Origin of the sequence: Arthrobacter sp. CAN_A6, from assembly GCF_015751715.1 — a bacterium.
In the GTDB taxonomy this organism is placed as follows: Bacteria; Actinomycetota; Actinomycetes; order Actinomycetales; family Micrococcaceae; genus Arthrobacter_D.
This window is the reverse complement of the sequence record NZ_JADOUV010000017.1, coordinates 1-22,941: the sequence shown is the minus strand read 5'-3', so window position 1 is coordinate 22,941 and position 22,941 is coordinate 1. Positions and strand designations below refer to the sequence as shown.

Annotated in this window: 22 protein-coding genes; 12 read left to right on the top strand and 10 right to left on the bottom strand. The window is 61.6% G+C overall.

What is annotated here, in order from left to right; all coding sequences use genetic code 11:
- Nucleotides 1-383 precede the first annotated feature (383 nt).
- The 3 genes from IWX75_RS16255 to IWX75_RS16245 all read right to left on the bottom strand — a co-directional run bounded on the left by IWX75_RS16255 (nt 384) and on the right by IWX75_RS16245 (nt 2,330).
- The gene (locus IWX75_RS16255) at nt 384-908 is read right to left on the bottom strand and encodes a redoxin domain-containing protein (protein WP_196823304.1); all 525 of its coding nucleotides are present in this window, start codon (nt 906-908) and stop codon (nt 384-386) included.
- Between the two features lie 458 nt (nt 909-1,366).
- Nucleotides 1,367-1,642, bottom strand: a complete 276-nt coding sequence (locus tag IWX75_RS16250) for a hypothetical protein (protein ID WP_196823303.1) — start codon at nt 1,640-1,642, stop codon at nt 1,367-1,369.
- Between the two features lie 298 nt (nt 1,643-1,940).
- The gene (locus IWX75_RS16245) at nt 1,941-2,330 is read right to left on the bottom strand and encodes a heavy metal-responsive transcriptional regulator (RefSeq protein WP_196823302.1); all 390 of its coding nucleotides are present in this window, start codon (nt 2,328-2,330) and stop codon (nt 1,941-1,943) included.
- 126 nt (nt 2,331-2,456) lie between these two features.
- On the opposite strand from IWX75_RS16245, the gene merA reads away from it, so the two are divergent.
- The 9 genes from merA (at nt 2,457) to metK (ending at nt 14,233) form a co-directional block, all read left to right on the top strand.
- Nucleotides 2,457-3,890: a mercury(II) reductase gene (merA, locus tag IWX75_RS16240; protein ID WP_196823301.1), complete on the top strand. Its 1,434-nt coding sequence runs from the start codon at nt 2,457-2,459 to the stop codon at nt 3,888-3,890.
- A gap of 71 nt (nt 3,891-3,961) precedes the next feature.
- The gene (locus IWX75_RS16235) at nt 3,962-5,311 is read left to right on the top strand and encodes a dihydrolipoyl dehydrogenase family protein (RefSeq protein ID WP_196823300.1); all 1,350 of its coding nucleotides are present in this window, start codon (nt 3,962-3,964) and stop codon (nt 5,309-5,311) included.
- A gap of 147 nt (nt 5,312-5,458) precedes the next feature.
- On the top strand, nt 5,459-7,318 hold the full coding sequence (locus IWX75_RS16230; protein ID WP_196823299.1) for a glycoside hydrolase family 15 protein: 1,860 nt from the start codon (nt 5,459-5,461) through the stop codon (nt 7,316-7,318).
- Nucleotides 7,319-7,364: 46 nt separating this feature from the next.
- Nucleotides 7,365-8,141: an SDR family NAD(P)-dependent oxidoreductase gene (locus IWX75_RS16225; RefSeq protein ID WP_196823298.1), complete on the top strand. Its 777-nt coding sequence runs from the start codon at nt 7,365-7,367 to the stop codon at nt 8,139-8,141.
- A 396-nt stretch (nt 8,142-8,537) separates the two neighbouring features.
- Nucleotides 8,538-9,812, top strand: coding sequence for an ergothioneine biosynthesis glutamate--cysteine ligase EgtA (gene egtA / locus IWX75_RS16220; RefSeq protein WP_334684418.1), 1,275 nt, complete (start codon nt 8,538-8,540; stop codon nt 9,810-9,812).
- Nucleotides 9,809-11,161 carry an ergothioneine biosynthesis protein EgtB gene (gene egtB, locus IWX75_RS16215; protein ID WP_196823296.1) on the top strand — a complete coding sequence of 451 codons (1,353 nt, stop codon included), beginning with the start codon at nt 9,809-9,811 and terminating at the stop codon, nt 11,159-11,161. The genes egtA and egtB overlap by 4 nt, the downstream gene beginning before the upstream one ends.
- Nucleotides 11,162-11,163: 2 nt before the next feature.
- Nucleotides 11,164-11,943, top strand: a complete 780-nt coding sequence (gene egtC / locus IWX75_RS16210; RefSeq protein WP_196823295.1) for an ergothioneine biosynthesis protein EgtC — start codon at nt 11,164-11,166, stop codon at nt 11,941-11,943.
- Nucleotides 11,940-12,926: an L-histidine N(alpha)-methyltransferase gene (gene egtD / locus IWX75_RS16205; RefSeq protein ID WP_196823294.1), complete on the top strand. Its 987-nt coding sequence runs from the start codon at nt 11,940-11,942 to the stop codon at nt 12,924-12,926. Before egtC ends, egtD begins: the two co-directional genes overlap by 4 nt.
- A 92-nt stretch (nt 12,927-13,018) precedes the next feature.
- Nucleotides 13,019-14,233 (top strand): methionine adenosyltransferase, encoded by a 1,215-nt coding sequence (gene metK, locus IWX75_RS16200; protein WP_196823293.1) that lies wholly within the window; start codon nt 13,019-13,021, stop codon nt 14,231-14,233.
- 316 nt (nt 14,234-14,549) lie between these two features.
- Here metK and IWX75_RS16195 read toward each other — a convergent pair whose 3' ends face one another.
- The 5 genes from IWX75_RS16195 to IWX75_RS16175 are packed head-to-tail and all read right to left on the bottom strand — an operon-like array spanning nt 14,550 to nt 17,616.
- A complete protein-coding gene (locus IWX75_RS16195; protein ID WP_196823292.1) occupies nt 14,550-15,212 on the bottom strand; it encodes a winged helix-turn-helix domain-containing protein in 663 nt (220 codons plus the stop codon).
- Nucleotides 15,209-15,373 carry a hypothetical protein gene (locus tag IWX75_RS17905; RefSeq protein WP_196823291.1) on the bottom strand — a complete coding sequence of 55 codons (165 nt, stop codon included), beginning with the start codon at nt 15,371-15,373 and terminating at the stop codon, nt 15,209-15,211. Before IWX75_RS17905 ends, IWX75_RS16195 begins: the two co-directional genes overlap by 4 nt.
- The gene (locus IWX75_RS16185) at nt 15,364-15,777 is read right to left on the bottom strand and encodes an FAD-dependent oxidoreductase (RefSeq protein WP_196823290.1); all 414 of its coding nucleotides are present in this window, start codon (nt 15,775-15,777) and stop codon (nt 15,364-15,366) included. The genes IWX75_RS17905 and IWX75_RS16185 overlap by 10 nt, the downstream gene beginning before the upstream one ends.
- Entirely contained in the window at nt 15,770-16,489 is a 720-nt protein-coding gene (locus IWX75_RS16180; protein ID WP_196823289.1) for a class I SAM-dependent methyltransferase, read from the bottom strand. The genes IWX75_RS16185 and IWX75_RS16180 overlap by 8 nt, the downstream gene beginning before the upstream one ends.
- Nucleotides 16,486-17,616 (bottom strand): type III polyketide synthase, encoded by a 1,131-nt coding sequence (locus tag IWX75_RS16175; protein WP_196823288.1) that lies wholly within the window; start codon nt 17,614-17,616, stop codon nt 16,486-16,488. The genes IWX75_RS16180 and IWX75_RS16175 overlap by 4 nt, the downstream gene beginning before the upstream one ends.
- Nucleotides 17,617-17,854: 238 nt before the next feature.
- On the opposite strand from IWX75_RS16175, the gene IWX75_RS16170 reads away from it, so the two are divergent.
- On the top strand, nt 17,855-18,172 hold the full coding sequence (locus IWX75_RS16170) for a transposase (RefSeq protein ID WP_196823287.1): 318 nt from the start codon (nt 17,855-17,857) through the stop codon (nt 18,170-18,172).
- 84 nt (nt 18,173-18,256) lie between these two features.
- Here IWX75_RS16170 and IWX75_RS16165 read toward each other — a convergent pair whose 3' ends face one another.
- Together IWX75_RS16165 and IWX75_RS16160 are read right to left on the bottom strand one after the other, a co-directional pair.
- Entirely contained in the window at nt 18,257-18,532 is a 276-nt protein-coding gene (locus IWX75_RS16165; RefSeq protein ID WP_196823286.1) for a hypothetical protein, read from the bottom strand.
- Between the two features lie 106 nt (nt 18,533-18,638).
- On the bottom strand, nt 18,639-18,830 hold the full coding sequence (locus IWX75_RS16160; RefSeq protein WP_196823305.1) for a helix-turn-helix domain-containing protein: 192 nt from the start codon (nt 18,828-18,830) through the stop codon (nt 18,639-18,641).
- A 457-nt stretch (nt 18,831-19,287) separates the two neighbouring features.
- Between IWX75_RS16160 and IWX75_RS16155 the strand changes: the two genes are divergently transcribed.
- Complete coding sequence (locus tag IWX75_RS16155; RefSeq protein WP_196823285.1) at nt 19,288-19,431, top strand: hypothetical protein; 144 nt, start codon at nt 19,288-19,290, stop codon at nt 19,429-19,431.
- A gap of 2,065 nt (nt 19,432-21,496) precedes the next feature.
- Nucleotides 21,497-22,675, top strand: coding sequence for a hypothetical protein (locus IWX75_RS16150; protein ID WP_196823284.1), 1,179 nt, complete (start codon nt 21,497-21,499; stop codon nt 22,673-22,675).
- The last annotated feature ends 266 nt before the right edge of the window (nt 22,676-22,941 follow it).

Genomic DNA, 22,941 nt, shown 5'->3' with positions numbered 1-22,941 from the left:
AACGGCATGACGCCGAAGCACTACTGGGAGAACTGGACGCAAGAAAACCAACTAGCTATCGCATAGACGCTGGACTGCTAACGGGGGCCCAACCATGGGGTCACGCGGGTCATGTCACGAAGCGGTCTCCTGCAGCGGGCAGAGGAGTGGGCCTCTTAGAAGCGGCGTGGGGACCGAGGCCGTCGAGCGTTGTTCTTCAACCTTTACACTCCGTGCAGTACCTGGCGCCGCTGGTTTCCCGGGCCAGCTTGGCCGGGCAAAGTTTTCTAGGAGCGGGAGCCGAACCTGATGGTCTGAGCAGGTACCACGGATGAAAGGTTCGTTTGGGCAGACCCGTGGGGCTCTTCTAAGCGGGGGATGTTTAGGGGCAGGTGGACGTGTGTTCAGGCGGCTCCACGCGCCGGGTAGTCGTGCTCCTGGGCATAACGCACGCCGGCGATGATCTCGTCCAGGGCGGGCCTGCCGAAAGGCATAGTGGCGGTGCTTGACCAGAACAGGGTCTGGTCCTGGTCCAGGATGAAGATTCCCGGTTCGTTGAACAGCGCCGGTTCGCCTTCATTGATCGCTTGGGACAGGTTCAGACCCCAATCACGGGCGGCCGCTTCGGTGAGCCCGTAGGCGACAGGGAGGTTTCGTAGGTGCCATTGGTCCACGACTTGGTTGCTGCGCTCCTGCGTTTCCATGCTTACCGCCAGCACACGTCCGATTCCAGCGACCTTGAGATCGTCAAGACGCCTGTCGATTTCGGTCAGCTGCTTGCGGCAGACCGGACAATGCAGTCCACGGTAAAAGACCACCATGGTGAACCGGCCATCGGCTCCTGTGCCGAGGTTGAGATCACCGGTGGTTCCTCCGCTGACCAAGGCTAAATCGAGTTCGAATACGGGCTGCGTGGGAAGAAGTACCATGCCCGGCACAACCAGCCCCCTGACGGGGGTATTCCCTGCTATCCGATTCGCGGGTCCCGGGTCGGTAGCCACAGTGCAGGCTCTCGACCGCTTACTGGACCCGTCATTAACCGTCGCCTCTAGCTAGCAGTCACACGTCCCACACGCCAGGTTTCCGTGTCTCAATACTCCTGATCGTTTGATTGCGACTCCAGAAGGAAAGAAGGCTATTGCGAGACCGCTTGCATCTGAGGAACCTCCACCACGACACGAAAATTTGTCTCTTATTTCTGAGCGCATGACCCGCGAAGGGCGAGGAAACCCGGTGGTACCTTCTTTTCGTGGTCATCTGAGATAGCGGAATCGCAGGGTCGACCTATCTCCGCCAATCCTGGTGTAGCGAGTGCCCCGTTGGGTCTGGGTGGTGCGCGGTCAGCGAAGTGCTTCACGGTTCCGGTTCTTATCGCGGACCTTGGCCACTACCCAAACAGGTCGGGGAGACGATCCAGCGCAATCGATATCATCGCAACGATTGTGAGGGCGACGAACGCTATGAGCCTTGGGGAAACGTGCAGCACTTTGGCGACAGGAACGATGAACGGGTCGGTAAAGTATCCTGCGAACGGCGCAATCCGGTCCTGACGGTCCCGAGGCCCAGGGAGCGTGGGCAGCAGAACGAGCCAGACGAGCCAGAATGCATAGAAGCTGAGCACGAACTGGATGAGTGCGACCACGACCTCGATCGTATAGTTCATCGTTTTGAGGCTCCCTGCTAAAAATCGTCGCTCACTGCCGCTTCTTCTTCAGTCGGTCCGGAGGCCGACGAAAGCGCCGTCGGGTTACCGATCGTCGCTGGGAGCATACGCCACTAGTGCACGTCTGCCCGCACCGTCCAAACCTCCCTCCCGCGGCTTGAGCCGGCACATAATTTTCGGCACTGGTTTCGCTACGGGAATTCGGGTGCGTCATGATGCTTTGTGAAGGTCCTTGGGGTGTGTGTCCGGTTCTGGTGCAGGCGGATGGTCCAGTGCGTACTGTAACCTGCCGCCGGTGTTAGAGGAGGCTGCAGATCCGGTCGGGGTCACAGGAGGCAGGATCGGCGTTATTGGCGCCGGCATGGAATTGGGCAACGGCGGCTCTGAGTGCCAGCAGTTCTGTGATTTGCCGGTCGAGGTGAGTCAGCTGCCTGGTGAGCAGTTTCTGGACGTGGGCGCATGGTGCGTAGCCGTTGTCGCGCAGTTGCAGGATGTCGCCTATTTGGGCCAGTGTCAGGCCGGCGGCCTGCCCTCGACGGATGAAACGCAGCTTACTTACAGTGTCTTCGGCGTAGGACCGGTAGCCGTTCTCACTTCGCTCCGCGGCGGGCAGGAGCCCGGACTGTTCATAGAATCTGATGGTTTTTGTTGTCGTGTCGGTTGCCGCAGCCACTTCTCCGATACGCATTTCTTACCCGCACCTCCAGAAGTCTCCTTGACCTTCCACTATAGGGGAAGGTGCACAGTGGGATGAAAAGCGAAAGAAGCGGACGGCTGGCTGTGCTGCGCTACTGGCAGGGAATGGAGGACTTTGATGCCTGATGTACCCGGGTTTGATTTCGCAGTGATCGGTTCCGGAGGGGGCGCGTTCGCTGCCGCCATCCGGGCCACTCATCTTGGCAAACGCGTCGTGATGGTGGAACGCGGGATGATCGGGGGTACCTGCGTGAACACGGGGTGTGTGCCTTCAAAGGCGTTACTTGCCGCAGCCGGCGCGCGGCACGCAGCCCTGGATTCGGGCAGGTTCCCGGGCGTCGTCACCGATGCCGGGCCCATTGACATGCCTTCATTGACCGCGGGTAAATCTGCCCTTGTTGAAAGCCTGCGGTCGGAAAAGTATGAGGATTTGATCAGCAGCTACGGCTGGGACCTGCGCCGGGGCAGCGCAGCTTTCGCTGGGGACGAGACCGACCCGACACTGCAGATCACCGGGTCCGACGGGACTGTCGAGACATTACATGCCCGGCACTATCTGATTGCTACGGGCTCGAGCCCTTGGGTGCCCGACATTGAGGGATTGCGGGAGACTGGCTATCTGACATCGACGACCGCCATGGAGTTGGACAGTGTTCCGGAGTCCCTGCTGATCCTTGGCGGCGGTTACGTCGCCCTTGAACAGGCCCAGCTTTTCTCGCGACTGGGGTCAAAGGTCACTCTTCTGGTTCGTTCAGAACTGGCATCCGCGGAGGAACCCGAAGCGTCCCGGGCCCTTTTGGGGGTCTTCGCCGATGAGGGCATCCGGGTGATCCGCGGTGCTGTCGTTGAATCGGTGAGCTCCTTTGCCGGGGGTGGGGTTGTGGTGCGAGCGATGAGTCCGGCAGGAAGAGATGAATATACGGCGGAGCGTTTGCTGGTTGCAACGGGACGGCGGCCGGTGACTCAGGGACTGAACCTCGACCGCATAGGAGTCAGGACAGGAAGTATGGGCGAGGTGGTGGTCGATGACATGCTGGCCACCTCGAATCCCCGCATCTGGGCGGCTGGGGACGTGAGCGGGCATCCCGAGTTCGTGTATGTCGCGGCTTCCCACGGTTCCCTCGCTGTGGACAACGCCTTCACCGGGGCGCAGCGCAGGGTGGACTACCGGAGCCTTCCCCGGGTGATTTTCACCAGTCCTAACCTTGCGGCGGTGGGATTGACCGACAAGCAGGCCCGGGAATCCGGCATCGACTGTGAATGCCGGGTGGTGTCCCTTGAACATGTTCCCCGCGCACTGGTCAACAGGGAGACCAGGGGATTCATCAAAATGGTTGCCGACTCAGAAACCGGACGGATCGTCGGCATCACTGCGGTGGCGCAGAATGCCGGTGAAATCGCAGCAGCCGGTGTCTACATTCTTGAGGCGGGGATGACCGTCGATCAGGTCGCGAACATGTGGAGTCCCTACCTGACGATGGCCGAAGGTATCAAGCTCACCGCCCAGTCCTTCACCCGGGATGTGTCCCAGCTGTCCTGCTGCGCCGCCTGACCAAAGCGAAGCCCCGCACCAACCATTTAGAGAATCGACCCATTTAGAGGTTCGACGTAGAGGAGTTAGTTGTGAGTGAGCATTTTGATGTTGTTGTGCTGGGTATGGGACCGGGTGGTGAGGTTGCCGCCGGGCGTCTGCTGAAGGCAGGCAAGAAAGTCGCCGTTATTGAACGGGAGCTCATCGGTGGGGAGTGTGCCTATTGGGCGTGTATTCCTTCCAAGACGGTCCTGCGGCCGGCCGAAGCCCGCACCGGGGTGGAACGGGCGGCTGGGGTTTCGGGTGCGGAACTCGACTGGGAGAAAACCAGTGCTTACCGCGATTCCATGATCCGTAACCTTGATGATACCGCTCAGGCCGAAGGATACGAGGCTCAGGGAGCCGCCGTCATCAGGGCTGAAGCCCGCATCACCGCGCCCGGCCGGGTTCGGGCCGGAACACGGGAGCTGACCGCTGAGCACATTATCATCGCCACGGGCTCAGAAGCCATCATCCCACCGTTGGAGGGCCTCGGTCAGGTCACGGCGTGGACCAACCGTGAAACCTATACGGCGAAAACCCTGCCCGAGCGGGCGGTCATTGTCGGCGGCAGCGCTGTGGGTGTTGAAACGGCGACCTTCTTGGCCCGGTTCGGGGTTCAGGTCACCCTGATCCACCGCGGAGAGCGTTTGATGGACCGGGAGGAGGCCAAGGTCGGTGAACTGGCACGCACCTATCTGGAGGAAGCCGGCGTCGACATCCGACTGCGAGCCTCGGCCCAGAAAGCCCGCCGTCAGGGCGATGACAGCATCATCGAACTCGACGACGGGACCGAGGCCGCCGGTGACGTTGTCATCTTCGCCACCGGAAGGAAACCGCGCACCGAAGGATTGGGTTTCGAGGAGGCAGGGGTTGAACTCGGCGATAAGGGGCAGGTCCTGGTCGATGAGCACCTGCGGGCAAAAGCCAATGTATGGGCGATTGGTGATGTCACCGGCATCATGCCGTTCACCCACGTCGCCAAATACCAGGGACGAATTGCCGCCGATGCGATCCTTGGACAAGCTCGCCCGGCAACCTATGACGGGATACCGCGTGTGGTGTTCTCCGACCCGGAGATCGCCGCGACCGGTCTCACCCGGGACCAGGCCGAAGAACAGGGAATCCGTATCGAGGCAGTGGAGCTTGATCTAGCGAAGGCGATCGCACGACCCTGGACTTACGAGCAGGACCCTCGCGGCCACCTGGGGTTGCTCGCTGATGCTGACAGGAAGGTACTTATCGGAGCCTGGGCGGTCGGGCCGCAGGCCGGCGAATGGATTCACCACGCGTCACTGGCCATCCGCACCGGCATTCCGCTGGAGGTGCTGCGCGATCAGGTAGCACAGTTCCCCACCTTCCACGAGGCATATTTCGCGGCCCTTGAGAAGCTCGGTGCGTAAATCCTTGGGCGGGAAGGACCGCGCGGAGGGTGAAGCCTTTGGTGGGCTTCAAGGCCTTGGAAGCAATGCCAGGGTGAGGATCGTCGCGCCGGGGAAACGTTGCAGCAAGACACGTGTAGTCGGGGCAGGAAGAATCGGAGGACGTGTATGACTACGAGGAATTCTGGTGGGCAGGAGCAGGCGGTGGCGGTCATTTCGGATTATGGTCTGCTCGGTGACTGTCAGGGAGCGGCTCTGGTCTCACGGGAAGGATCGGTGGACTGGTGGTGCCCCGCGCGGTTTGATGGGCCCAGCGTCTTTGGCCGCCTGCTCGATGTGGATGCCGGATACTGGTCCATCCGTCCGACAGCCGATTTCACGGTCAGCCGGCGGTACCTGCCGGGCACGATGGTGGTGGAAACGGACTTTCACTGCGAAAGCGGGGATTTCCGGCTCACGGATAGCCTTTCTTTGGGAATGGGGGAGCGGGAGCACCAAATCGGGCGCAACTCCCCGCATATGCTCGTCCGGCGGTTGGAGGTAAGCCGGGGGCACATCCAGGTGAGGGTCGAGTTGGTGCCACGGCTGGAATACGGTCTCATCACACCGGGCTTCACACAGACTGCTACGGGGTGGGAAATAGCAGGAGGCGCTGACCGTCTGTCCCTGACCGGCGACATCACACTCGACGTCGAAAACGGGTGTGCGGGAGGAACGTTCACCCTTAACGCCGGTGAGAGCGCGGTGTTCGCCCTGCAACACCACAGTTCAATTGATAGTTCGGTCGTTGGTTCGGTCGAAGATGTTGCTGGGGCGCCGGAGGGTGCGGCCCGGCTCAGGGACACGATCGCGGCGTGGCGGTCCTGGAGCGAGATCCATCAAAGCTATCAGGGGCCCTACCGGGAGCAGGTGCAGCGCAGCGCGGTGGTGCTGCAGGCCCTGACGTACCGCCCGACCGGGGCAGTGGTCGCTGCGGCGACGACGTCGCTGCCGGAGGAACTCGGAGGAAGCGCGAACTGGGATTACCGGTTCGGGTGGCTGCGCGATGGCAGCCTGACCCTCAAAGCACTATGGATCGCTGCGTGCGCCGATGAGGGACAGCAGTTCTTTGATTGGATCACTTCTTCAGCCGGCCCGACGCGGGAGGGCCACCTGCAGATCATGTTCGGTGTCGGCGGAGAACACGACCTGAGCGAACATTCCCTGGACCACCTCACCGGGTACGCGCAGTCCCGCCCGGTACGGGTCGGTAATGACGCCTGGAACCAAACCCAGCTCGATGTCCTCGGGGAGGTCTTCGAATGCGCGTGGATCCTGCGTGATCAGCTCGGGGAACTACCAGCCCAGACAGCGGGGTTCCTGGTGGCGGTCGCTGACCGGGCCGCGGGGACCTGGCACGAAAAAGACTCAGGAATATGGGAAGGACGCGAAGGCGACCGGGACTACCTGACATCGAAGCTGATGTGCTGGGTCGCGCTGGATCGGGCGGTGAAACTCGCCGACCGCCTCGATGCCGCTGACAGGGTGGCGGGGTGGAAATCCGAGCGCGATAAAATCCGGGCGGCAATCCTGGAGCGGGGCTGGAACAGCGACGTCAATGCGTTCACCGGTGCCTTCGATTCCGATCACCTCGACGCCGGGGTCCTCCTGATGCCGATGATGGGATTCCTACCCGCCAACGACAACCGTGTCCTGGCCACGATGGACGCCATCGAACGCGACCTTTCCACCGGGTCCCTAGTCCAACGGTGGACGGATGCAGGAGATGAGGGCGCGTTCATCATCTGCTCCTACTGGCTGGCCGCCGGACGGGCCATGGCAGGCCAAATCGGGCAGGCAAAAGAAATCTTCGAGACCGTCACCGGGTACGCCAACGATCTCGGGCTTCTCTCCGAAGAGATTCACATTCATGAGGGAACCCTGATCGGTAATTTCCCGCAGGGACTATCCCACATCGGCCTCATCACTGCCGCCTCGGCCATCGCAGAAGCCGAACACCCTGAAAACCAGCAGGACCGCCAGCGCTAAACCCCGAACCACCAATGAGCACCAACTAAAGGAGATGGAAAAAGTTATGGGAAAACTGGAGAACAAGGTCGCATTCATCACCGGATCCGACTCAGGGATAGGCCAGGCAACCGCCGTCGAATTCGCCCGTGAAGGCGCCGACATCGTCGTGCACTACCTCGAGGACGAAAAAGGCGCCAACACCACCCGGGAGCAGGTCGAAGCCCACGGGCGTAAAGCGATCGTGGTTCAAGGAGATCACGGCGACGAGGCCAAGGTGCAGGAAATGTTCCACGCCGCATTCGAAACATTCGGGCGGATCGACATCCTCATGAACAACGCCAGCGTCGACGCGTCCGGCACCTATGTCGCGGATCTGGAAATCGCCGACTTCGAACGTACGATGCGCAGCAACCTCATCGGGCAGCTTATCTGCTGCAAACACTTCATTAATCATCGCAAGCAGCAGGGCGGCGGCGGAAAAATCATTAACACAACCTCGGTCCATGAAGAGCAGGCACGGGCAGGCGCGGCAGACTATGACTGTTCCAAAGGCGCCCTGCGCAACCTCACCCGCACCCTCGTACTGGAAGTCTCCGAGCTCGGCATGACGGTCAACAACATCGCCCCCGGCATGGTGCTGACCCCGTTCAACCAGAAAGCGATCGATGACCCCGAATACCGCAAAGAGCAGGTCAAGAGCATTCCGTTGAAACGAGCCGCTGAGCCTGAGGAAATCGGTCGCCTGGCTGTATTCCTTGCCTCCGCCGACGGAGACTACGTGACCGGCGCGACGTACGTGATGGATGGCGGACTGATGCAAATGTCCGGTCAAGGCGCCTGATCCCGCACTGCACAACAAGCAGCACAGGCCGGGATCGGGGTGAACCGGCAGGTTTCACACCGGTATATCCGCTCCACCTGTCGGAGAGCCCGCGCCGGGCGGAGTGAAAACCTCCGCCCGGTGCCGGCTATGAAATCAATCACGAAGCCGGGCGCTCTTTGGCCGGGGTGGGCAGGGCAGGCGCCGGGAACAATCAGTGCAGCCGCTTTTCGAAAAAATGACGAACCGCGCTGGAAAGAACGTGTTGTTGCAGACGGATAGGAACAGGAACTACACGGGCTTCGTTGCTGGTTGAAGGACTGTTGAGCTATTGATGTGATCGCGTCACGATGAAGGGATGAAGGGATGAAGGGATGAAGGGATGAAGGGATGAAGGGATGATGGGTTTTGGTGTCGATGTCAGGGTTGGGGCAGGATTCACGGCCGCTGTTGGAGGCCGAGGCGGAGATCTATGTCGCTTCCGTATGTTTCAAGACTGGCCCTCCAGGTGCGGTGGGCGTGGAAATCGAGAGAATTGTGCACGATCCCTCCGACCTGCGGCGGGCTGTACCGGTAGCGGAAGTCCGAGCCGCCGCTGCTAAAACGGAAAGCGAGCTTCCCGGCGGTGGTGTCATCACTTACGAACCGGGAGGGCAGCTCGAACTGAGTTCGGCCTGCGGAGCGGACCTTCCCTCGGTCATCAACGCTGCAAGGGCGGATCTGGCTGTCATTGACAGGTCTATCGAGGATGCAGGGCTATCCTTCAGCGGCGTTGCATTGGATCCCTCCCGCCGTCCGGTGCGGACCCTCGACCATCCGCGCTATGCGGCCATGGAAGCCCATTTTGACCGCTCAGGTCCTGCAGGGCGGACCATGATGTGTTCCACGGCCTCCCTGCAGGTATGTCTGGATGCCGGTCTCTCCGGGAACGGTACAGGTAGTGCGGTGCAGCGCTGGCAGCGTCTTCACCAGCTCGCGCCGGTGCTCGTCGCCCTTTTTGCCAACTCCCCCTTCCGGCACGGGTCGCCCAGCGGCTGGCAGAGCACCCGGCAGGCCGTGTGGCTGAAAACCGATCCGTCTCGCACGTCGCCCGTTCCGGCTTCCGACGACCCACCTTTCGCCTGGGCCCGCTACGCCCTCGACGCTTCGGTCCTCTGCATCCCGGCATCGCACGGTTCATGGGAAGCTCCGCGCGGCCTGACTATGCGGAGCTGGTTACGTGGGCAAGGCCCCCGCCCCGTCACGCATGAGGACCTCGACTACCATCTCAGCACCCTCTTTCCGTTCATTCGCCCCAGGGGCTTCCTCGAAATCCGGGTGATCGACACACAAGCCGGTGCGGACTGGGAAGCAGCCGCAGCGATAACGACTGCACTGGTGGATGACGAACGGGCAGCTGACGCAGCTGCAGAGGCCTGCGCGCCCGTGAGTGCGCTGGCTGATCCGATGACCGTCGCCGCCAGACTCGGGCTGGCGGATCCTGTGCTCGCGCAGGCAGGGCGTCGATGTGCTGAGGCAGCCTTGGACGCGATGGAACGGCTCAAGGCAGACGCCGACACAAGATCACGGGTGGAAGCCTTCCTTGAGAACTACACCGCGCGGGGCCGCTCTCCCGCAGACCAGCGGATCGATGATTGGCGCCGCACCGGACGGTTTTCCGGGCTCGTACAGCGAAAGGAAAGAATCCGATGACGAATACGGTCTCAGCAGCTACTGGCGCTGCCCCTGACAGATTGCGCGCCTTCATTGCCGAGGGCCTTGAGCGTGCGCGTCGTCGTACCCACGCGCTCACCGCGTGTGACGAGGAGGAACTGCTCAAACAGCATTCACCGCTGATGTCTCCCCTGGTCTGGGATCTGGCGCATGTCGGCAGCCAGGAGGAACTATGGCTGGTCCGCGACGTCGGCGGGATGGAGCCGCTTCGCCCGGAGATCGACAGGCTTTACGACGCGTTCGAGCATTCGCGTAGCAGCCGCCCCTCGCTGCCGTTGCTGGCTCCTTCGGAATCCCGGGACTACCTCACCGAGGTGCGGTCCAAGACCCTGGACATCCTTGAAAGGGTTCCCCTGGAGGGTTCGCCGCTGCTGCACGGCGGGTTCGCCTTCGGCATGATGATCCAGCATGAACAGCAGCATGCCGAGACCATGCTGGCGACCCATCAGCTCCGGGTAGGCGAACCCGTGCTGCACCCGGTGGCTCCGGAGCCCGGTGTGCTGGCCAGCGGTGTCATCGGGGTTCCCCCGGAAGTGCATGTGCCGGCCGGGCCCTTCACCATGGGCACCTCGGTGGAGCCCTGGGCGCTGGACAATGAACGGCCTGCCCATCAGGTGCACGTTCCCGGCTACTGGATCGACACGGTGCCCGTCAACAATGGCGCCTTTTTGGATTTCATCAATGACGGCGGCTACGCGAACCCGAGCTGGTGGACCGCTGAGGGATGGAATCACCGCAACGATGACGAGCTGACTGCGCCGAAGTACTGGACGCGGGATGGTCACCAGTGGTGGCGGACCCGTTTCGGTGTCCTTGAACCAGTCCCCGCCGACGAACCCGTACAGCACGTGTCATTCTTCGAAGCCGAGGCCTACGCAAAGTGGGCCGGACGGCGCCTGCCCACCGAGGCGGAGTGGGAAAAGGCAGCCCGGCACGACCCGGTGAGCGGCCGCTCCCGGCGTTACCCCTGGGGGGATGAGGACCCGACGTCCAGCCACGCGAACCTGGGAGGAGCAGCGCTGCGGCCTGCCCCTATCGGCTCCTACCCCGAAGGGGCGTCGGCGCTGGGCGTCCGCCAGCTGATCGGGGATGTGTGGGAGTGGACCTCCAGCGACTTCGGTCCCTACCCGGGGTTCCGGGTGTTCCCCTACCGGGAGTACAGCGAAGCCTTCTTCGGTGGCGGTTATAAGGTGATGCGCGGTGGTTCCTGGGCCGCCGACGGCGCAGCGAGCCGGGGCACGTTCCGGAATTGGGACTTCCCCATCCGGCGCCAGATCTTCACCGGCTTCCGTACAGCCCGGGATGACGCTCCGAGCAGGGGGGAATAGGAATGTGCCGTCACCTGGCTTTCCTTGGATCTCCGACACCGCTCGCCACGCTGCTGGTGGCCCCCGATCACGGTCTGCTCCGGCAGTCCTGGGCGCCGCGGCGCCAACGCAACGGCACGATGAACGCCGACGGGTTCGGCGTCGGATGGTATGCCGCGGAGGATCCCATCCCGGCGCGCTACCGGCGCGCCGTACCCATGTGGACGGACCAGTCCTTCGCTGACCTGGCACGGGTCACCACCAGTTCAGCGGTGCTGGCCGCCGTGCGGTCTGCTACCCCCGGTACGACGCCGGACGAGGCGGCCGCTGCCCCCTACACCTCCGGGAAGTGGCTTTTCAGCCACAACGGGCGGATCGACAATTGGCCGCAGTCGGCTGAAGTACTGGCCGCGACGTTGCCGCCGGCACGGCTCCTCGCACTCGAAGCGAGGGTGGATTCGGCTTTGCTGTGGGCCCTGGTCCTTGAACAGCTTGAATCCCGGGAACACTCGGGCACGGGCTCCGCCGGGAACGCGCTGGCGCGCGTGGTGGCCGACGCCTCGGCCTCCAGCACCGGGCGATACAACTTTCTTCTGACCGATGGGAGCACCATTGCTGCCACAGCTGCCGGCGATACCCTTTTCTGGCGCTCGGACAACAGGGGTACCGTCGTTGCCAGTGAGCCCTCCGACGACGGCGCGGGATGGCACGAGGTCCCGGATCAGTCCCTGCTCGTCGCCACTTCGCACGGGGTCGACATCAGCCCGATAACCCCAGCAGAGATGGAGCCCGCGCTCAGATGAATCCTTCAAAAACTGCCCTCGAGATAGTCCATCACCTGCCACCGCACTACCTCGAGCGCACCCTGCGTCAGGACGTGCGGGCAGGGCTGACCAAACCGGTCAAGACGCTGCCTCCCAAATGGTTCTACGACCAGCGGGGCAGCGAGCTGTTCGAGCAGATCACGCAGCTTCCCGAGTACTTTCCCACCCGCACGGAACGGCAAATCCTGGAGGATCATGCAGGGGAAATGGCTGCCGCAAGCCCTACCGAGACGCTCATTGAACTCGGCTCCGGCTCCTCGAGGAAAACTCCCCTGCTGCTTGATGCACTGAAGGCAGCCGGGGACCTGCGGAGCTATGTTGCCGTTGACGTCAGCGACAGCGCCCTGACGGAGGCCAACAGCGGGCTGTCCCGGGACTATCCCGATCTGATCCTGCAGGCAGTGGCCGCCGATTTCGAATCGCAGTTGCAGCTTCTTCCAAGGGAAGGGCATCGGATGGTGGCGTTCCTGGGCGGTACCATCGGGAACCTCGAGCCGGATGCCCGTGCGCGGCTCCTGACCCAGGTGCGGGAACTGTTGGGGGAGGAGGGCGGGTCATTGCTGCTGGGCACCGGCCTGGTGCAGCCGCCGGAGATCCTGATTCCCGCCTACGACGACCCACGCGGCGTCACCGCTGACTTCAACCGGAATGTGCTGCGCGTCCTCAACGCGGAGTTGGGGGCGGATTTCGACGTCGAGGCGTTCGAGCACGTGGCGGTGTGGAACGAGGCCGAAGAGTGGATCGAGATGAGGCTGCGCGCCACCCGGACCATGCAGGTGCAGTTGCCCGGCGCCGGTCTTGAAATCAGCTTCGACCGTGGCGAGGAACTGCGCACCGAGGTATCCGCGAAGTTCCGTCCAGGGAAAATCGCCGCTGAGCTTGAGGCATCCGGGCTGACCATCATCGGGCAGTGGACGGACGCCGAGGAACGCTACGCGATGACCCTCGCCGAACCCTCCTGATCCCTCCTGAACCACCGGTCAACGGAACGATTGTTCAATCAGAGGAACCACGTTCGCGTGTGACTGTCCGCCCAATCAAGTGAAGTGAGCACATGAACTCAGGCATTCCACATACGTCCGCCCTGCGGCTTTTCACGTCGGAATCAGTAACCGAGGGCCACCCGGATAAAATGTGTGACCAGATCAGCGATGCCATTCTTGATGGTCTGCTGGCGCAGGATCCCAACTCGCGCGTAGCTGTCGAAACGCTGGTTACCACCGGGTTGGTTCACGTTGCAGGTGAAGTGACGACCGAAGCTTATGTTGAAATCCCGGAGATCGTGCGCCGGACCATCCTTGAGATTGGGTACGACTCCTCAGCCAACGGGTTCGACGGAGCACGCTGCGGGGTTTCCGTGTCGATCGGGCAGCAGTCCCCGGAAATCGCTTCCGGGGTCTTCACCTCCATTGAAAGTCGTGAGGGCACCGGCTTGGACCCCTACGACACGCAAGGGGCAGGCGACCAGGGCATCATGTTCGGGTACGCCAGCGACGAAACTCCAGTCCTGATGCCTACACCCATATGGCTGTCACATCGTCTTTCCAAACGGCTCACCTCCGTACGCAAAGACGGTACGCTGCCCTACCTGCGCCCTGACGGCAAAACCCAAGTCACCATTGGTTACGACGGGAATCGTCCGGTGTCGGTCGACTCGATCGTTATCTCATCCCAGCACGCGGCAGGCGTATCACTTGAGGAACTTCGGACGGACCTCATAACGCACGTGATCAATCCCGTCCTGAAAACCACCGATCTTGATACTTCCACGGTCCGGCACATTCTGAACCCGGGCGGAGAGTTCGTGATCGGAGGCCCGGTAGGGGACGCGGGATTAACCGGACGCAAGATCATTGTCGACACCTACGGTGGGATGGCCAGACACGGTGGAGGCGCGTTCAGCGGCAAGGACCCCTCGAAAGTAGACCGCCCAGCCGCCTACGCCATGCGATGGGTGGCCAAAAACGTTGTGGCCGCCGGGTTGGCCCGCCGCGTGGAGATTCAAATCGCCTACGCCATCGGAATGGCGCAGCCCGTCGGCATCTACGTCGAAACCTTCGGCACCGAAACAGTGGATCCAACCGCTATCGGAACAGCAGTGCGCGAGATCTTCGACCTACGGCCGCTCGGAATCATCAACGCACTCGACCTCTTACGCCCCATCTACCAAAACACCGCAGCCCACGGACACTTCGGCCGCGAAACCGAAGGATTTACCTGGGAACTGACAGACCACGTGGACAAACTGCGGAGCTATTTCAACGCCTAAGTACGAAAGGCATGGGTTAGAAGGGCTTCCTTCACTGAAGGGCGTGGATCAGGCGGTCTATCTCGGAGTCGGTGTTGTAGTAGTGCACTGAGGCCCGCACGACGATGGTCTGTCTTCTAATGTCGGGCCATAGGACAGCATCGGCTGTGGACGGGGGCAGTGCCGCGACGGAAACGTTGATTCGGTGCCCTGCAAGGTGAGCCTTGACTTGTTCAGCTGTTCGTGTAGCTGTCATTGGCTCCGGCAAGGTTCTTGGCCAAGAAAACGACCAGGCCATAATCCGAAGTCTCTGGCCTCCCGGCAGGTCGCAGGACGCCTAGATTGAGTGATTCAGAGCGGCCCAGACGACCACTTCGGGGTGATCGTCGAAGCGGTAGCCCTGGCCACGCACGGTGCGCACGGTGTCCGCCAAACGCCCCAGCTTCAAGCGGAGTCGCCGGATGTGCACGTCAATGGTGCGCTCGTTAGGAACTTCGTCGGCGGTCCGCCAGAGTCCGCTCAGGAGCTCCTCGCGGCCCACCGTGCGAGTCGCGTTCTCGACGAGGTAGTTCAGGATCTCGAACTCCCTGAAGGTCAGGTTCAGCATCTCGCCGTCGAGGTGCACTTCGCGGCGCGACAGGTCGATGAGCGCGCCCGTGGGACGGGCCCGCTGCGCCTGCGACGGGGCGGGAGCCGCTTCGGGGCGCGCGCGCCGGGCCACGGTGGGGTCACCGAGTGCCGCACGCACGGCATCGAGATCGGAACCGGGTGTGTCTGCCGGTGCGAGGGCTACCACCGCGTGGCTCTCCGCCGTCGGCACGAGGGACTGCACGTAGGCATGGACGTCCTGTACGAGCTTCGAGAAGGTCGTGCCCGCCGTTGCGGCGGTGGCCTCATCGAGCGCGACGTACAGCACGAAGCCGCGCGCGGTCGTGTCACCGGTGACCGCCTGCGGCCCGGGCACACCATTGGGGGCGACGACGGGAACCGGAGCACTCAAGGGCTGTGCGGAGCGTCTGCCCCGGACACCACCTGGGGGCGTGAAGGCGGATGCGGGACCTGCTGCGCGTGGGCGTTGAAGGAAGGCGGGAACTGCTGGCGTGCCTGGCGGTCCTGCGGGGAGCGGAGGGAGATATGGACGTAGCCCGGATTTATTGACATGTTAACAACCTCGTGAAGTGTGCCGTCGTCGCGGTTCGAATGCGGGATGTGCCCGGTTGGGATGAAGATGAATGCCCGCCGTTGGGCTTGAAGTGCGTAGGAGGGGTTGGGATGTAACCGTTGAGCGTGCATTCGATAGCAGAGGAAGTCGGCTCCGGACGTGGCGTCCGAGGAGGGAACTGCGGTTGCAGATGCGGAATCGGGACGCCTTTGGACACCAGCGTCGCGGCCACTCCCGCTGAATCCAGTGCCGCCAGTGCTGGCGGGTGGATGCCGATGGCGCGGGAGTGCCTGCTGCGTTCGGTGCGCCGCTCCAGCACGACGGCGTCGAGCCCTGCCCGTCGGAGCAGCAGCCCCGTGTACAGGCCCACGGGCCCGCCGCCCACCACGACGACGTCACGCATGGTCGGTGCCCCCGCCCTCGTACACCAGCAGATTGTGGAACAGGGGAGCGCCCCGCACGCTCCAGCCCGTGCTGCGCTCCTCCTCGAGGCGGAGCCGGAGCTCCGCGGGCGTGTAGCTGCGCCTGATGGACGTGAGCCCGTCAGTACGGATGTAGGAACCGCGCAGGGGAAGTGTCCCGACCGAGAACAGTCCGTACGCCAGACGGTGCCGCGCGATGTCGCTGTGCACGGCGATACCAGGCGAGAGCTGTTCGGTGTCCCGGAGCAGGCCCGAAAATCCGTCAGGGGAGAGGTGGTGCAGCAGATGGTTGGAGATCACTGCGTCGAAGGTCCGGCCTTCCGCCACCAACTCTGAACTGAAGGCCCTGCGGAACGCCAGCCCGGGCACCTTCGGTTGTGCGACAGCGAACGCGTGGGCGCGCTCGTCAGGGTCGATCGCCGTGATGTCGAGATCGAGGCCGTCCCTGCGTGCCCACCGGGCGAGAGCCCGCGGCACATCCCCGCCGCCGGAGCCGACGTCGAGCAGCGAACACGACGACGCCGCAGACAGGCGCGGCCGCAGCAGCGTGACGTAGGTGTGCCGCCAACCCGACACCACTGCATTGACGAGACCGAACTGGCGGTACGTGTTCTCCAGCCGGCCCGGATCGCAGTCGGGTCGGTCCATCTCCTCGACGGCGCCGGTATCTCGGCGGGCCAGGAAGCCGCTCATACCCCTACTTTGGTGAAAAGCGCCGTCTCCACCGTGAGGCCGGGACCGAAGGCCATGGAACAGATGCGGCCGTTGCCGCCCGACGACGGCTGCTCCAGGATGTGTTTCAGCACGAACATCACGGTGGCACTGCTCATGTTGCCGAACTGCCGGAGCGTCTCGCGGGCGGGCACGAGCTGCTCCTCGGTCAGGTCCAGTTTCGCCTCGACTTTATCGAGGATGCTGCGCCCGCCGGGATGGATCCCCCAGTGCTCGATGTCGCGGTAGGCCATTCCCTTCAGCGTTTCGTCGTGCGCAAGGAGCGGCTCGAGGGCGCCCACGATGTGCTCGTCGATGATGTGGGGGACATACGTGCCGAGAACCATCTCGAAGCCCTCATCGCCGATGTTCCAGGCCATCGACTCCTCGCCCACCGGGGTGAGGACGGTCTCGAAGTGATCCAGGCTGAGGGCGGGGCCACCGAGGGGAAGGTCTCGCGCGGTGACGATCGCGGCAGCGGCGCCGTCGGCGAAGAGCGACGAACCGACGATGGTGTCGGGATTGTTCGAGGACCGCACGTGCAGTGAGCAGAGCTCAGCGCTGATCACGAGCACGACGGCGTCGGGATCCGCCTCACAGAACGCCTTCGCCGACCGAAGCGCCGGGAACGCGGCATAGCAGCCCATGAAGCCGAGGTGGTAGCGCTGGACCGACGGCGCAAGGTTAAGGGCCCTCACCACCTTGTAGTCGGGGCCCGGCGCGAAGAACCCGGTGCAGGACACCGTCACCACATGGGTCACGTCGGCGGCTTCGATACCCGTCGCGGCAGCGAGGGCCTTGCGGCCGGCCTCGATGAAGAGCTTGGTGCCCTCCTCCGCGTACACCTCATTGCGGGTCTTGGTGCTGGGCGAGAGGATGCGCATCTGGCTCCTGTCGAAGAAGACGGGATGCTCGGACTCGCTGTCCAGCGTCAGTTCCTTCACCACCGTGTACCGGGTATCGATTCCCGAGGAGTCGAACGCCGTATTGACGAGCCGGGTTCCCAGCCGGGTGAGATCGGGCTGGGCGGCGAAGGCATCACGGACATCGGGCTGCTTCATGACCGTTTCGGGCACGGCGGTTTCGAGGGACCTCAGCATCACTGTCATAGTCCATTACTAAAGGACCGCCAGGCTAAACACAATGAGGCCAAGCCGTCCGGCACCATGGTACGGACAGTAGGCTTATTGTTCCCGCAGGTCCCGACATTCGAGGAGTACGGCATGACGAACGGCCCGGAAAACACACTCGACCAAAAAGACCCGAGGGGCCCTACCGTCAATGCTTCAACCCAACTCCAGGAGTACCCGGGATCCACTGAACGGATGAATCCGCGGCCGGACCACGGTGGAACTGCACGTCATCTGCGATAACTACGCCACGCACAAGCACCAGAACATCAATGACTGGCTGACCGCCAACCCGCGGGTGAGCCTGCATTTCGCCACGACCAGCTGTTCCTGGCTGAACATGGTCGAAATCTTCTTCGGGCTCGTCACCCGCCAGTCCATCAAACGCGGATCATTTCACTCGGTCCAGGACCTTGAAGAGACCATCGAGCGCTACATCGATAACTACAACGAAAGCGCAACATCGTTCCGCTGGATCAAAACCGCCGACCACCTACTGGGCAAGATCAAACGCAAACAAACCACTAACACGTGACACTAGCGAGTGCCCCTTCGAGCCTGGGTGCTGCGCGGTTAACGAAGTGCTTCATGATTCCGTTCTTACCGCGGATCTTGGCCACTACCCAAACAGGTTGGGGAGACGATTCAGCGCAATCGATATCATCGCAACGATTGTGAGGGCGACGAACGCTATGAGCCTTGGGGGAACGTGCAGCACTTTGGCGACAGGAACGATGAACGGGTCGGTGAAGTATCCTGCGAACGGCGCAATCCGGTCCTGACGGTCCCGAGGCCCAGGGAGCGTGGGCAGCAGAACGAGCCAGACGAGCCAGAATGCATAGAAGCTGAGCACGAACTGGATGAGTGCGACCACGACCTCGATCGTATAGTTCATCGTTTTGAGGCTCCCTGCTAAAAATCGTCGCTCACTGGCGCTTCTTCTTCAGTCGGTCCGGAGGTCGACGAAAGGGCTGCGAAGAAAAGCAGTCATCCCGGAAGGATTATCCCGTGGACCGGCGCTCCGGATTGATCGAATCAAGGTACTGCTCGATGGCAGCTTCCGGCACCCGGTACGAGTGCCCGAATCGGATGCTCTCCATTGCCCCTGACTGCACCAGCCGATACACCGTCATTTTCGACACCCGCATCATCAGGGCTACCTCCGAGACAGTAAAAAGAGGCCCCGCCACCATGTCGTTTCCCGCCACTGCATACCCACTCCCAGGAGACTCACCCATCGGACGAGTCTTCACAAACCCTTCGTTACATACCTTTGCATGCAACGTATCTTTCAACGGCTAGCGGGCATCAGTCATTCCCACAGTTCAGGCTGCGGATCCTCCACCTTAGATTGACGGTTTTTGGCGGGAGGTTTGGTCCAGGCTTGATAGTGCCGCTCCGGCGGTTGCCGGAGCGGTGTGGTGACGATAGTAGACGTCTTCGAACTCGGCAGGGGGTACACGTCCGATCTCGCCGTGCAGGCGGCGGTGGAGGTTCCTCTAGTGACACTCCTATAGAGATTCTCAAGCCGCCAAGGCGATCTGGGCGGTGCGGCGTGGACCTGATCATGAGGGGTGCGGGAGAGTTGTCGGCCCCAGAAGTCCCCTAAAGACGCTTGATGCGTTACATCACCATGCTTAAGATCAATCCATGAACACGAACAAGAGGATCATGGCCGCTTCCGCTGCCGTCGTTGCCGGGCTGTTTCTGTCTGCATGTGACAACACGGAAACAGGGCAACCCACCGAGACGACCACGCCGACGGACGAGGGCGGTGCTGGTACCGGCTACTGAGGTGAATCCGTGAAGGGCTTCAGCCATCTGCCCCGCCCGTGGGGGCGTGGGGTGGGCATGGGAGACCTTCGGACCCCGTTACCGGTGTCGCTCCGCTTGAAACTCATGCGTTCCACTCACGCCCGTGACCAACCTGTGATGATCCAAAGGGAACGCAGTTGGTAGGAGGTGTAGGACATTTTCTCGTCAGGATTTGCCCGGAATGCCCGGAATGCCCGGAATGCGGGGAAATTGGGGAATGACGGATTCCATCTGGTCGACCATCATCAGCGGCAGCGTTCCTTCAAAGGTCCGTCGGCGTTGGATATCGAGGGGCCGACCCCACGTGGACACAGTCACGACCGGCTCAGCGAGCAGATGCGGCGATCGCCACGGACATGTGGCATTAGGCCGCAAGCCATCCCACAAGCCGATCCTCCACCGCTCCACTATTTCCGGCCCGAACCACCACCAAAAATCCTATATAGAACCTGGTCTCGCTGATTCGCGTATATCCTGCCCGCGCAATTGTCCCGCCGGGGTACTTCGATTGCTTCAGTAAGCACGATGATTGAACGCACCATCGGATACCGCCCGTATTGCCGACATCTATCGACGCCGAGTGTGGTCACGGTGAGCATGGTTAGCTCCTCACGCATTACGAATTCGCTGGTTTATGAACCACGCATTTGATCGGTATGGTGCTTGTTCTGGCTCACCCCCGGACGGTACGAGCCAGCACCACCGATCAGGGGGAGAATGAACTTCAGTGTGTCGTCCATGGGTCCTATCGCGCTAGAAGGGCCCCGCTTGGAAAAGCGGGGCCCTTCTAGCAATGACTACTTCCGGCGGCTGCGCGGTGTCTGTGACAGTGCGCTTGCGGCGGCCGTTTTCGACGCCGTGCTGGTGCGACCATCCCGGAGGACGGAGCTGGCGGCCCTGGCGGCCTTGGCGCTGGTTTGTTTACGGTTAGGCATAAAAGGTTCCTTTGCTCGTTGGTTCTTGGGAGGGGCGACCAGTAGGCCTGCCGAGTGGCGCAGGCGTACGGTCTCATCCGGTTCCAGCTAGCAGAGGCTAACGGAGTACCGGGCGGATGCGAATAGTCCGACGAATACGGACCCTAATAACTTTCGTCATCTTTAATCCCTCCCTTCCCTTTTGCAAGGGAACGGCCAACCGAGCTTCAACAGGGAGTCGCATTGACTCTCCGTGCCTACACTCATAAGCTGTTGTGACTTCCTAGCGGAAGAAATCACACCTGAAGCTCGGTTTTTCGACCGTTCCATCTGTTGTGGTTACCAAGGCGTTGCCGTCTCACCGGCGACGCCTTTGGTGTTTCCAGGCCCTGCGACCCTTCGACATCCTTAACACTACCCGTTGGGGCGGACATCATCCCTAGACACTAGATGATGTATTACAAGTATGTAATTCCCCGAGCGAGTAGTCCACACGCATTGCACAGGGTCGATAGGCCATAAGCCGCGTATTCTAGCGGTCTTCGCCTAGTTATCCACAGGCGCTGGATACATCCTGCACACGGGAAAAAAATTGAGAGATGACATTTTTCGGCGTGTCGTGCCGAGATAACGTTCAACAACACTGATAGGTTGCTGCCACACGAGCCACCCTCGAAACTTTGGAGCGGCGTCGAACTCCGATCACTGCGCTACTTGTTGACTCGTCGTGCGAACCTGGCGCCGATTAGTACGTCTTGAAATGCACCGAGTCAGACACGGACAAGCGAGACCAGGACGTGTCAGCAATCCTCACTGATGTCAGCGGGCTATGATGCGTGACCAAAGCTAGCTCGAACGGTTGAAGGAACCCGACTGCACCCAGGTTTGTTGTGGGATGTCATCGGAGGTCGTAGTCTCCATGTATTGCGGGGCGGCTCGCCCAGGTGCAACTGGACGAGCCGCGTGATGGTTACGGTTCAAGGATTAGCCGAGCGATGGTCAAGGCGATCTGGATGGTTACGAGCAATTGAGTGATGCAGCTCTGACCACCAGGTCGTCTGTCCCGGCGTGCGGTGTGTCTTCCGCGTTGTCTCTGTGATGTCACTGTTCCTCCCTTCGTTGTCTCTATCGTGGGTGCGCTCCTGAGTGAAGTCCACTACACTTACTTGACGGGTAAAGCCGCCAGTTCAACACATGCTAAAGCCATTCACGAAGTGTTTACTGGCGGCTTTATGCGTTCAAGATTGGGCGTAAGGATTGAGGACAAAATCGGTATTTTTGACTACCATCGACCCCCTAATGCCAGGGAGGTGAAAGCGTTCCGTGATCGTCTCGCACGCCTTCAGGGAGCCTTCGGCAACGACATCGAGGTCGCGGAGAAGCGGTTAGCTGACCGGCTCCCGACTGGGAAAGCTTTAGATGCTCACGGGTACAGGGTTCGAGAGACGTTCTCCTATCTCGGTCGAGCGGCTCCTGGTGATTACTCTGATCGACGAGTGGTAGTACGGAAGCATCGACCACCGGCGACGCGCCTGGTGTCGAGTCAAGGGGCGACACTTAGGTTCTACCTGACTGCATTAGCTGTTGCGCAGATGAGTGGTTCTGCCGGAACGAAGCTGCCCACCTTGCCCATTGCCGGGGCCACCATCGAGCTTGGGTGGCCTCACCTCGTTGCGACAGGCGCGGTCAACGCTGGAGGCCGCAACAACTACCTCACAGCTATTGATAAGCGAGCTCGCTCGATCAAAGAAAGCCTGAGCACTCTAGAGGGCGCTGGCATGGTTGATCTTCGTGCTACTGAAAGCCGGGCGCGTATCTTCGAAGACTTCATCCTTCTCAATGAGGCTGGCAAGGACGCCCTCGGTGGGTCTGTTGAGTACAGAGTTCCACGGCAGAACGAAGCGACGATCCTTCTTCCATCTGAGTTCATTCGACAGTCCTGGATCCACGTGTTGGCGGACTCGGAACTGGCGGTTCTGCTGATGATTGCCTGCGGGCAAGGAGCGTTACCTGACCAGGAGGAGGGAATGATCGCTATTCCATCAGGCAAGCGTGTCAGCCGATATGGGATAGGGCGTGATCCCTACTCCCGCGCCCGTAAAACACTTGAACTGTTCGGTTTAGTAAGCGTTCAGGAGGTTGGGCGACACTTCGACGGTAAGGCGGAAGACGATGAGGCGCCCCAACTCCATCGATTCAAAATCCTGCCTGATGGCTTCAAGGAGCACGCCCCGACAATGGTGATTTCACAACTGGCAGATCAGCTCAAAAGTAGTGGTCGCACGGCGACTATAGTGGCCCGAACATGAAAGGCCGTTTGGGTGATCTGTCACTCCTTGTCTTGTGCTGGGTCCATTCGCCAGTAGGCCGTGAAGTGTGGTGACCGGCCCCTAGTGTGGGCAGCGGCGAATTCGGTGTCGCTTGCATGGGTGACCTCCGGGTATGGCCACCTGTTGATCGTCTCGGGTGGTTGGGTATTTAGCCTCGATCCACCGATGGGGTGTGAGGTGCGGGCGGCGCGTTAAACGGAGAATGCCTGTCTAGTCAGGGAAAATAGAGCTTGTCGAAGGTCCTA

Coding starts and splice junctions, on each gene's coding strand:
- IWX75_RS16255 (WP_196823304.1), bottom strand. CDS start 908: ATGGTACTTCTTCCCACGCAGCCCGTATTCGAACTCGATTTAGCCTTG.
- IWX75_RS16250 (WP_196823303.1), bottom strand. CDS start 1,642: ATGAACTATACGATCGAGGTCGTGGTCGCACTCATCCAGTTCGTGCTC.
- IWX75_RS16245 (WP_196823302.1), bottom strand. CDS start 2,330: ATGCGTATCGGAGAAGTGGCTGCGGCAACCGACACGACAACAAAAACC.
- merA (WP_196823301.1), top strand. CDS start 2,457: ATGCCTGATGTACCCGGGTTTGATTTCGCAGTGATCGGTTCCGGAGGG.
- IWX75_RS16230 (WP_196823299.1), top strand. CDS start 5,459: ATGACTACGAGGAATTCTGGTGGGCAGGAGCAGGCGGTGGCGGTCATT.
- IWX75_RS16225 (WP_196823298.1), top strand. CDS start 7,365: ATGGGAAAACTGGAGAACAAGGTCGCATTCATCACCGGATCCGACTCA.
- egtA (WP_334684418.1), top strand. CDS start 8,538: ATGTCAGGGTTGGGGCAGGATTCACGGCCGCTGTTGGAGGCCGAGGCG.
- egtB (WP_196823296.1), top strand. CDS start 9,809: ATGACGAATACGGTCTCAGCAGCTACTGGCGCTGCCCCTGACAGATTG.
- egtC (WP_196823295.1), top strand. CDS start 11,164: ATGTGCCGTCACCTGGCTTTCCTTGGATCTCCGACACCGCTCGCCACG.
- egtD (WP_196823294.1), top strand. CDS start 11,940: ATGAATCCTTCAAAAACTGCCCTCGAGATAGTCCATCACCTGCCACCG.
- metK (WP_196823293.1), top strand. CDS start 13,019: ATGAACTCAGGCATTCCACATACGTCCGCCCTGCGGCTTTTCACGTCG.
- IWX75_RS17905 (WP_196823291.1), bottom strand. CDS start 15,373: ATGTCAATAAATCCGGGCTACGTCCATATCTCCCTCCGCTCCCCGCAG.
- IWX75_RS16185 (WP_196823290.1), bottom strand. CDS start 15,777: ATGCGTGACGTCGTCGTGGTGGGCGGCGGGCCCGTGGGCCTGTACACG.
- IWX75_RS16180 (WP_196823289.1), bottom strand. CDS start 16,489: ATGAGCGGCTTCCTGGCCCGCCGAGATACCGGCGCCGTCGAGGAGATG.
- IWX75_RS16175 (WP_196823288.1), bottom strand. CDS start 17,616: ATGACAGTGATGCTGAGGTCCCTCGAAACCGCCGTGCCCGAAACGGTC.
- IWX75_RS16165 (WP_196823286.1), bottom strand. CDS start 18,532: ATGAACTATACGATCGAGGTCGTGGTCGCACTCATCCAGTTCGTGCTC.
- IWX75_RS16160 (WP_196823305.1), bottom strand. CDS start 18,830: ATGGTGGCGGGGCCTCTTTTTACTGTCTCGGAGGTAGCCCTGATGATG.
- IWX75_RS16155 (WP_196823285.1), top strand. CDS start 19,288: ATGAACACGAACAAGAGGATCATGGCCGCTTCCGCTGCCGTCGTTGCC.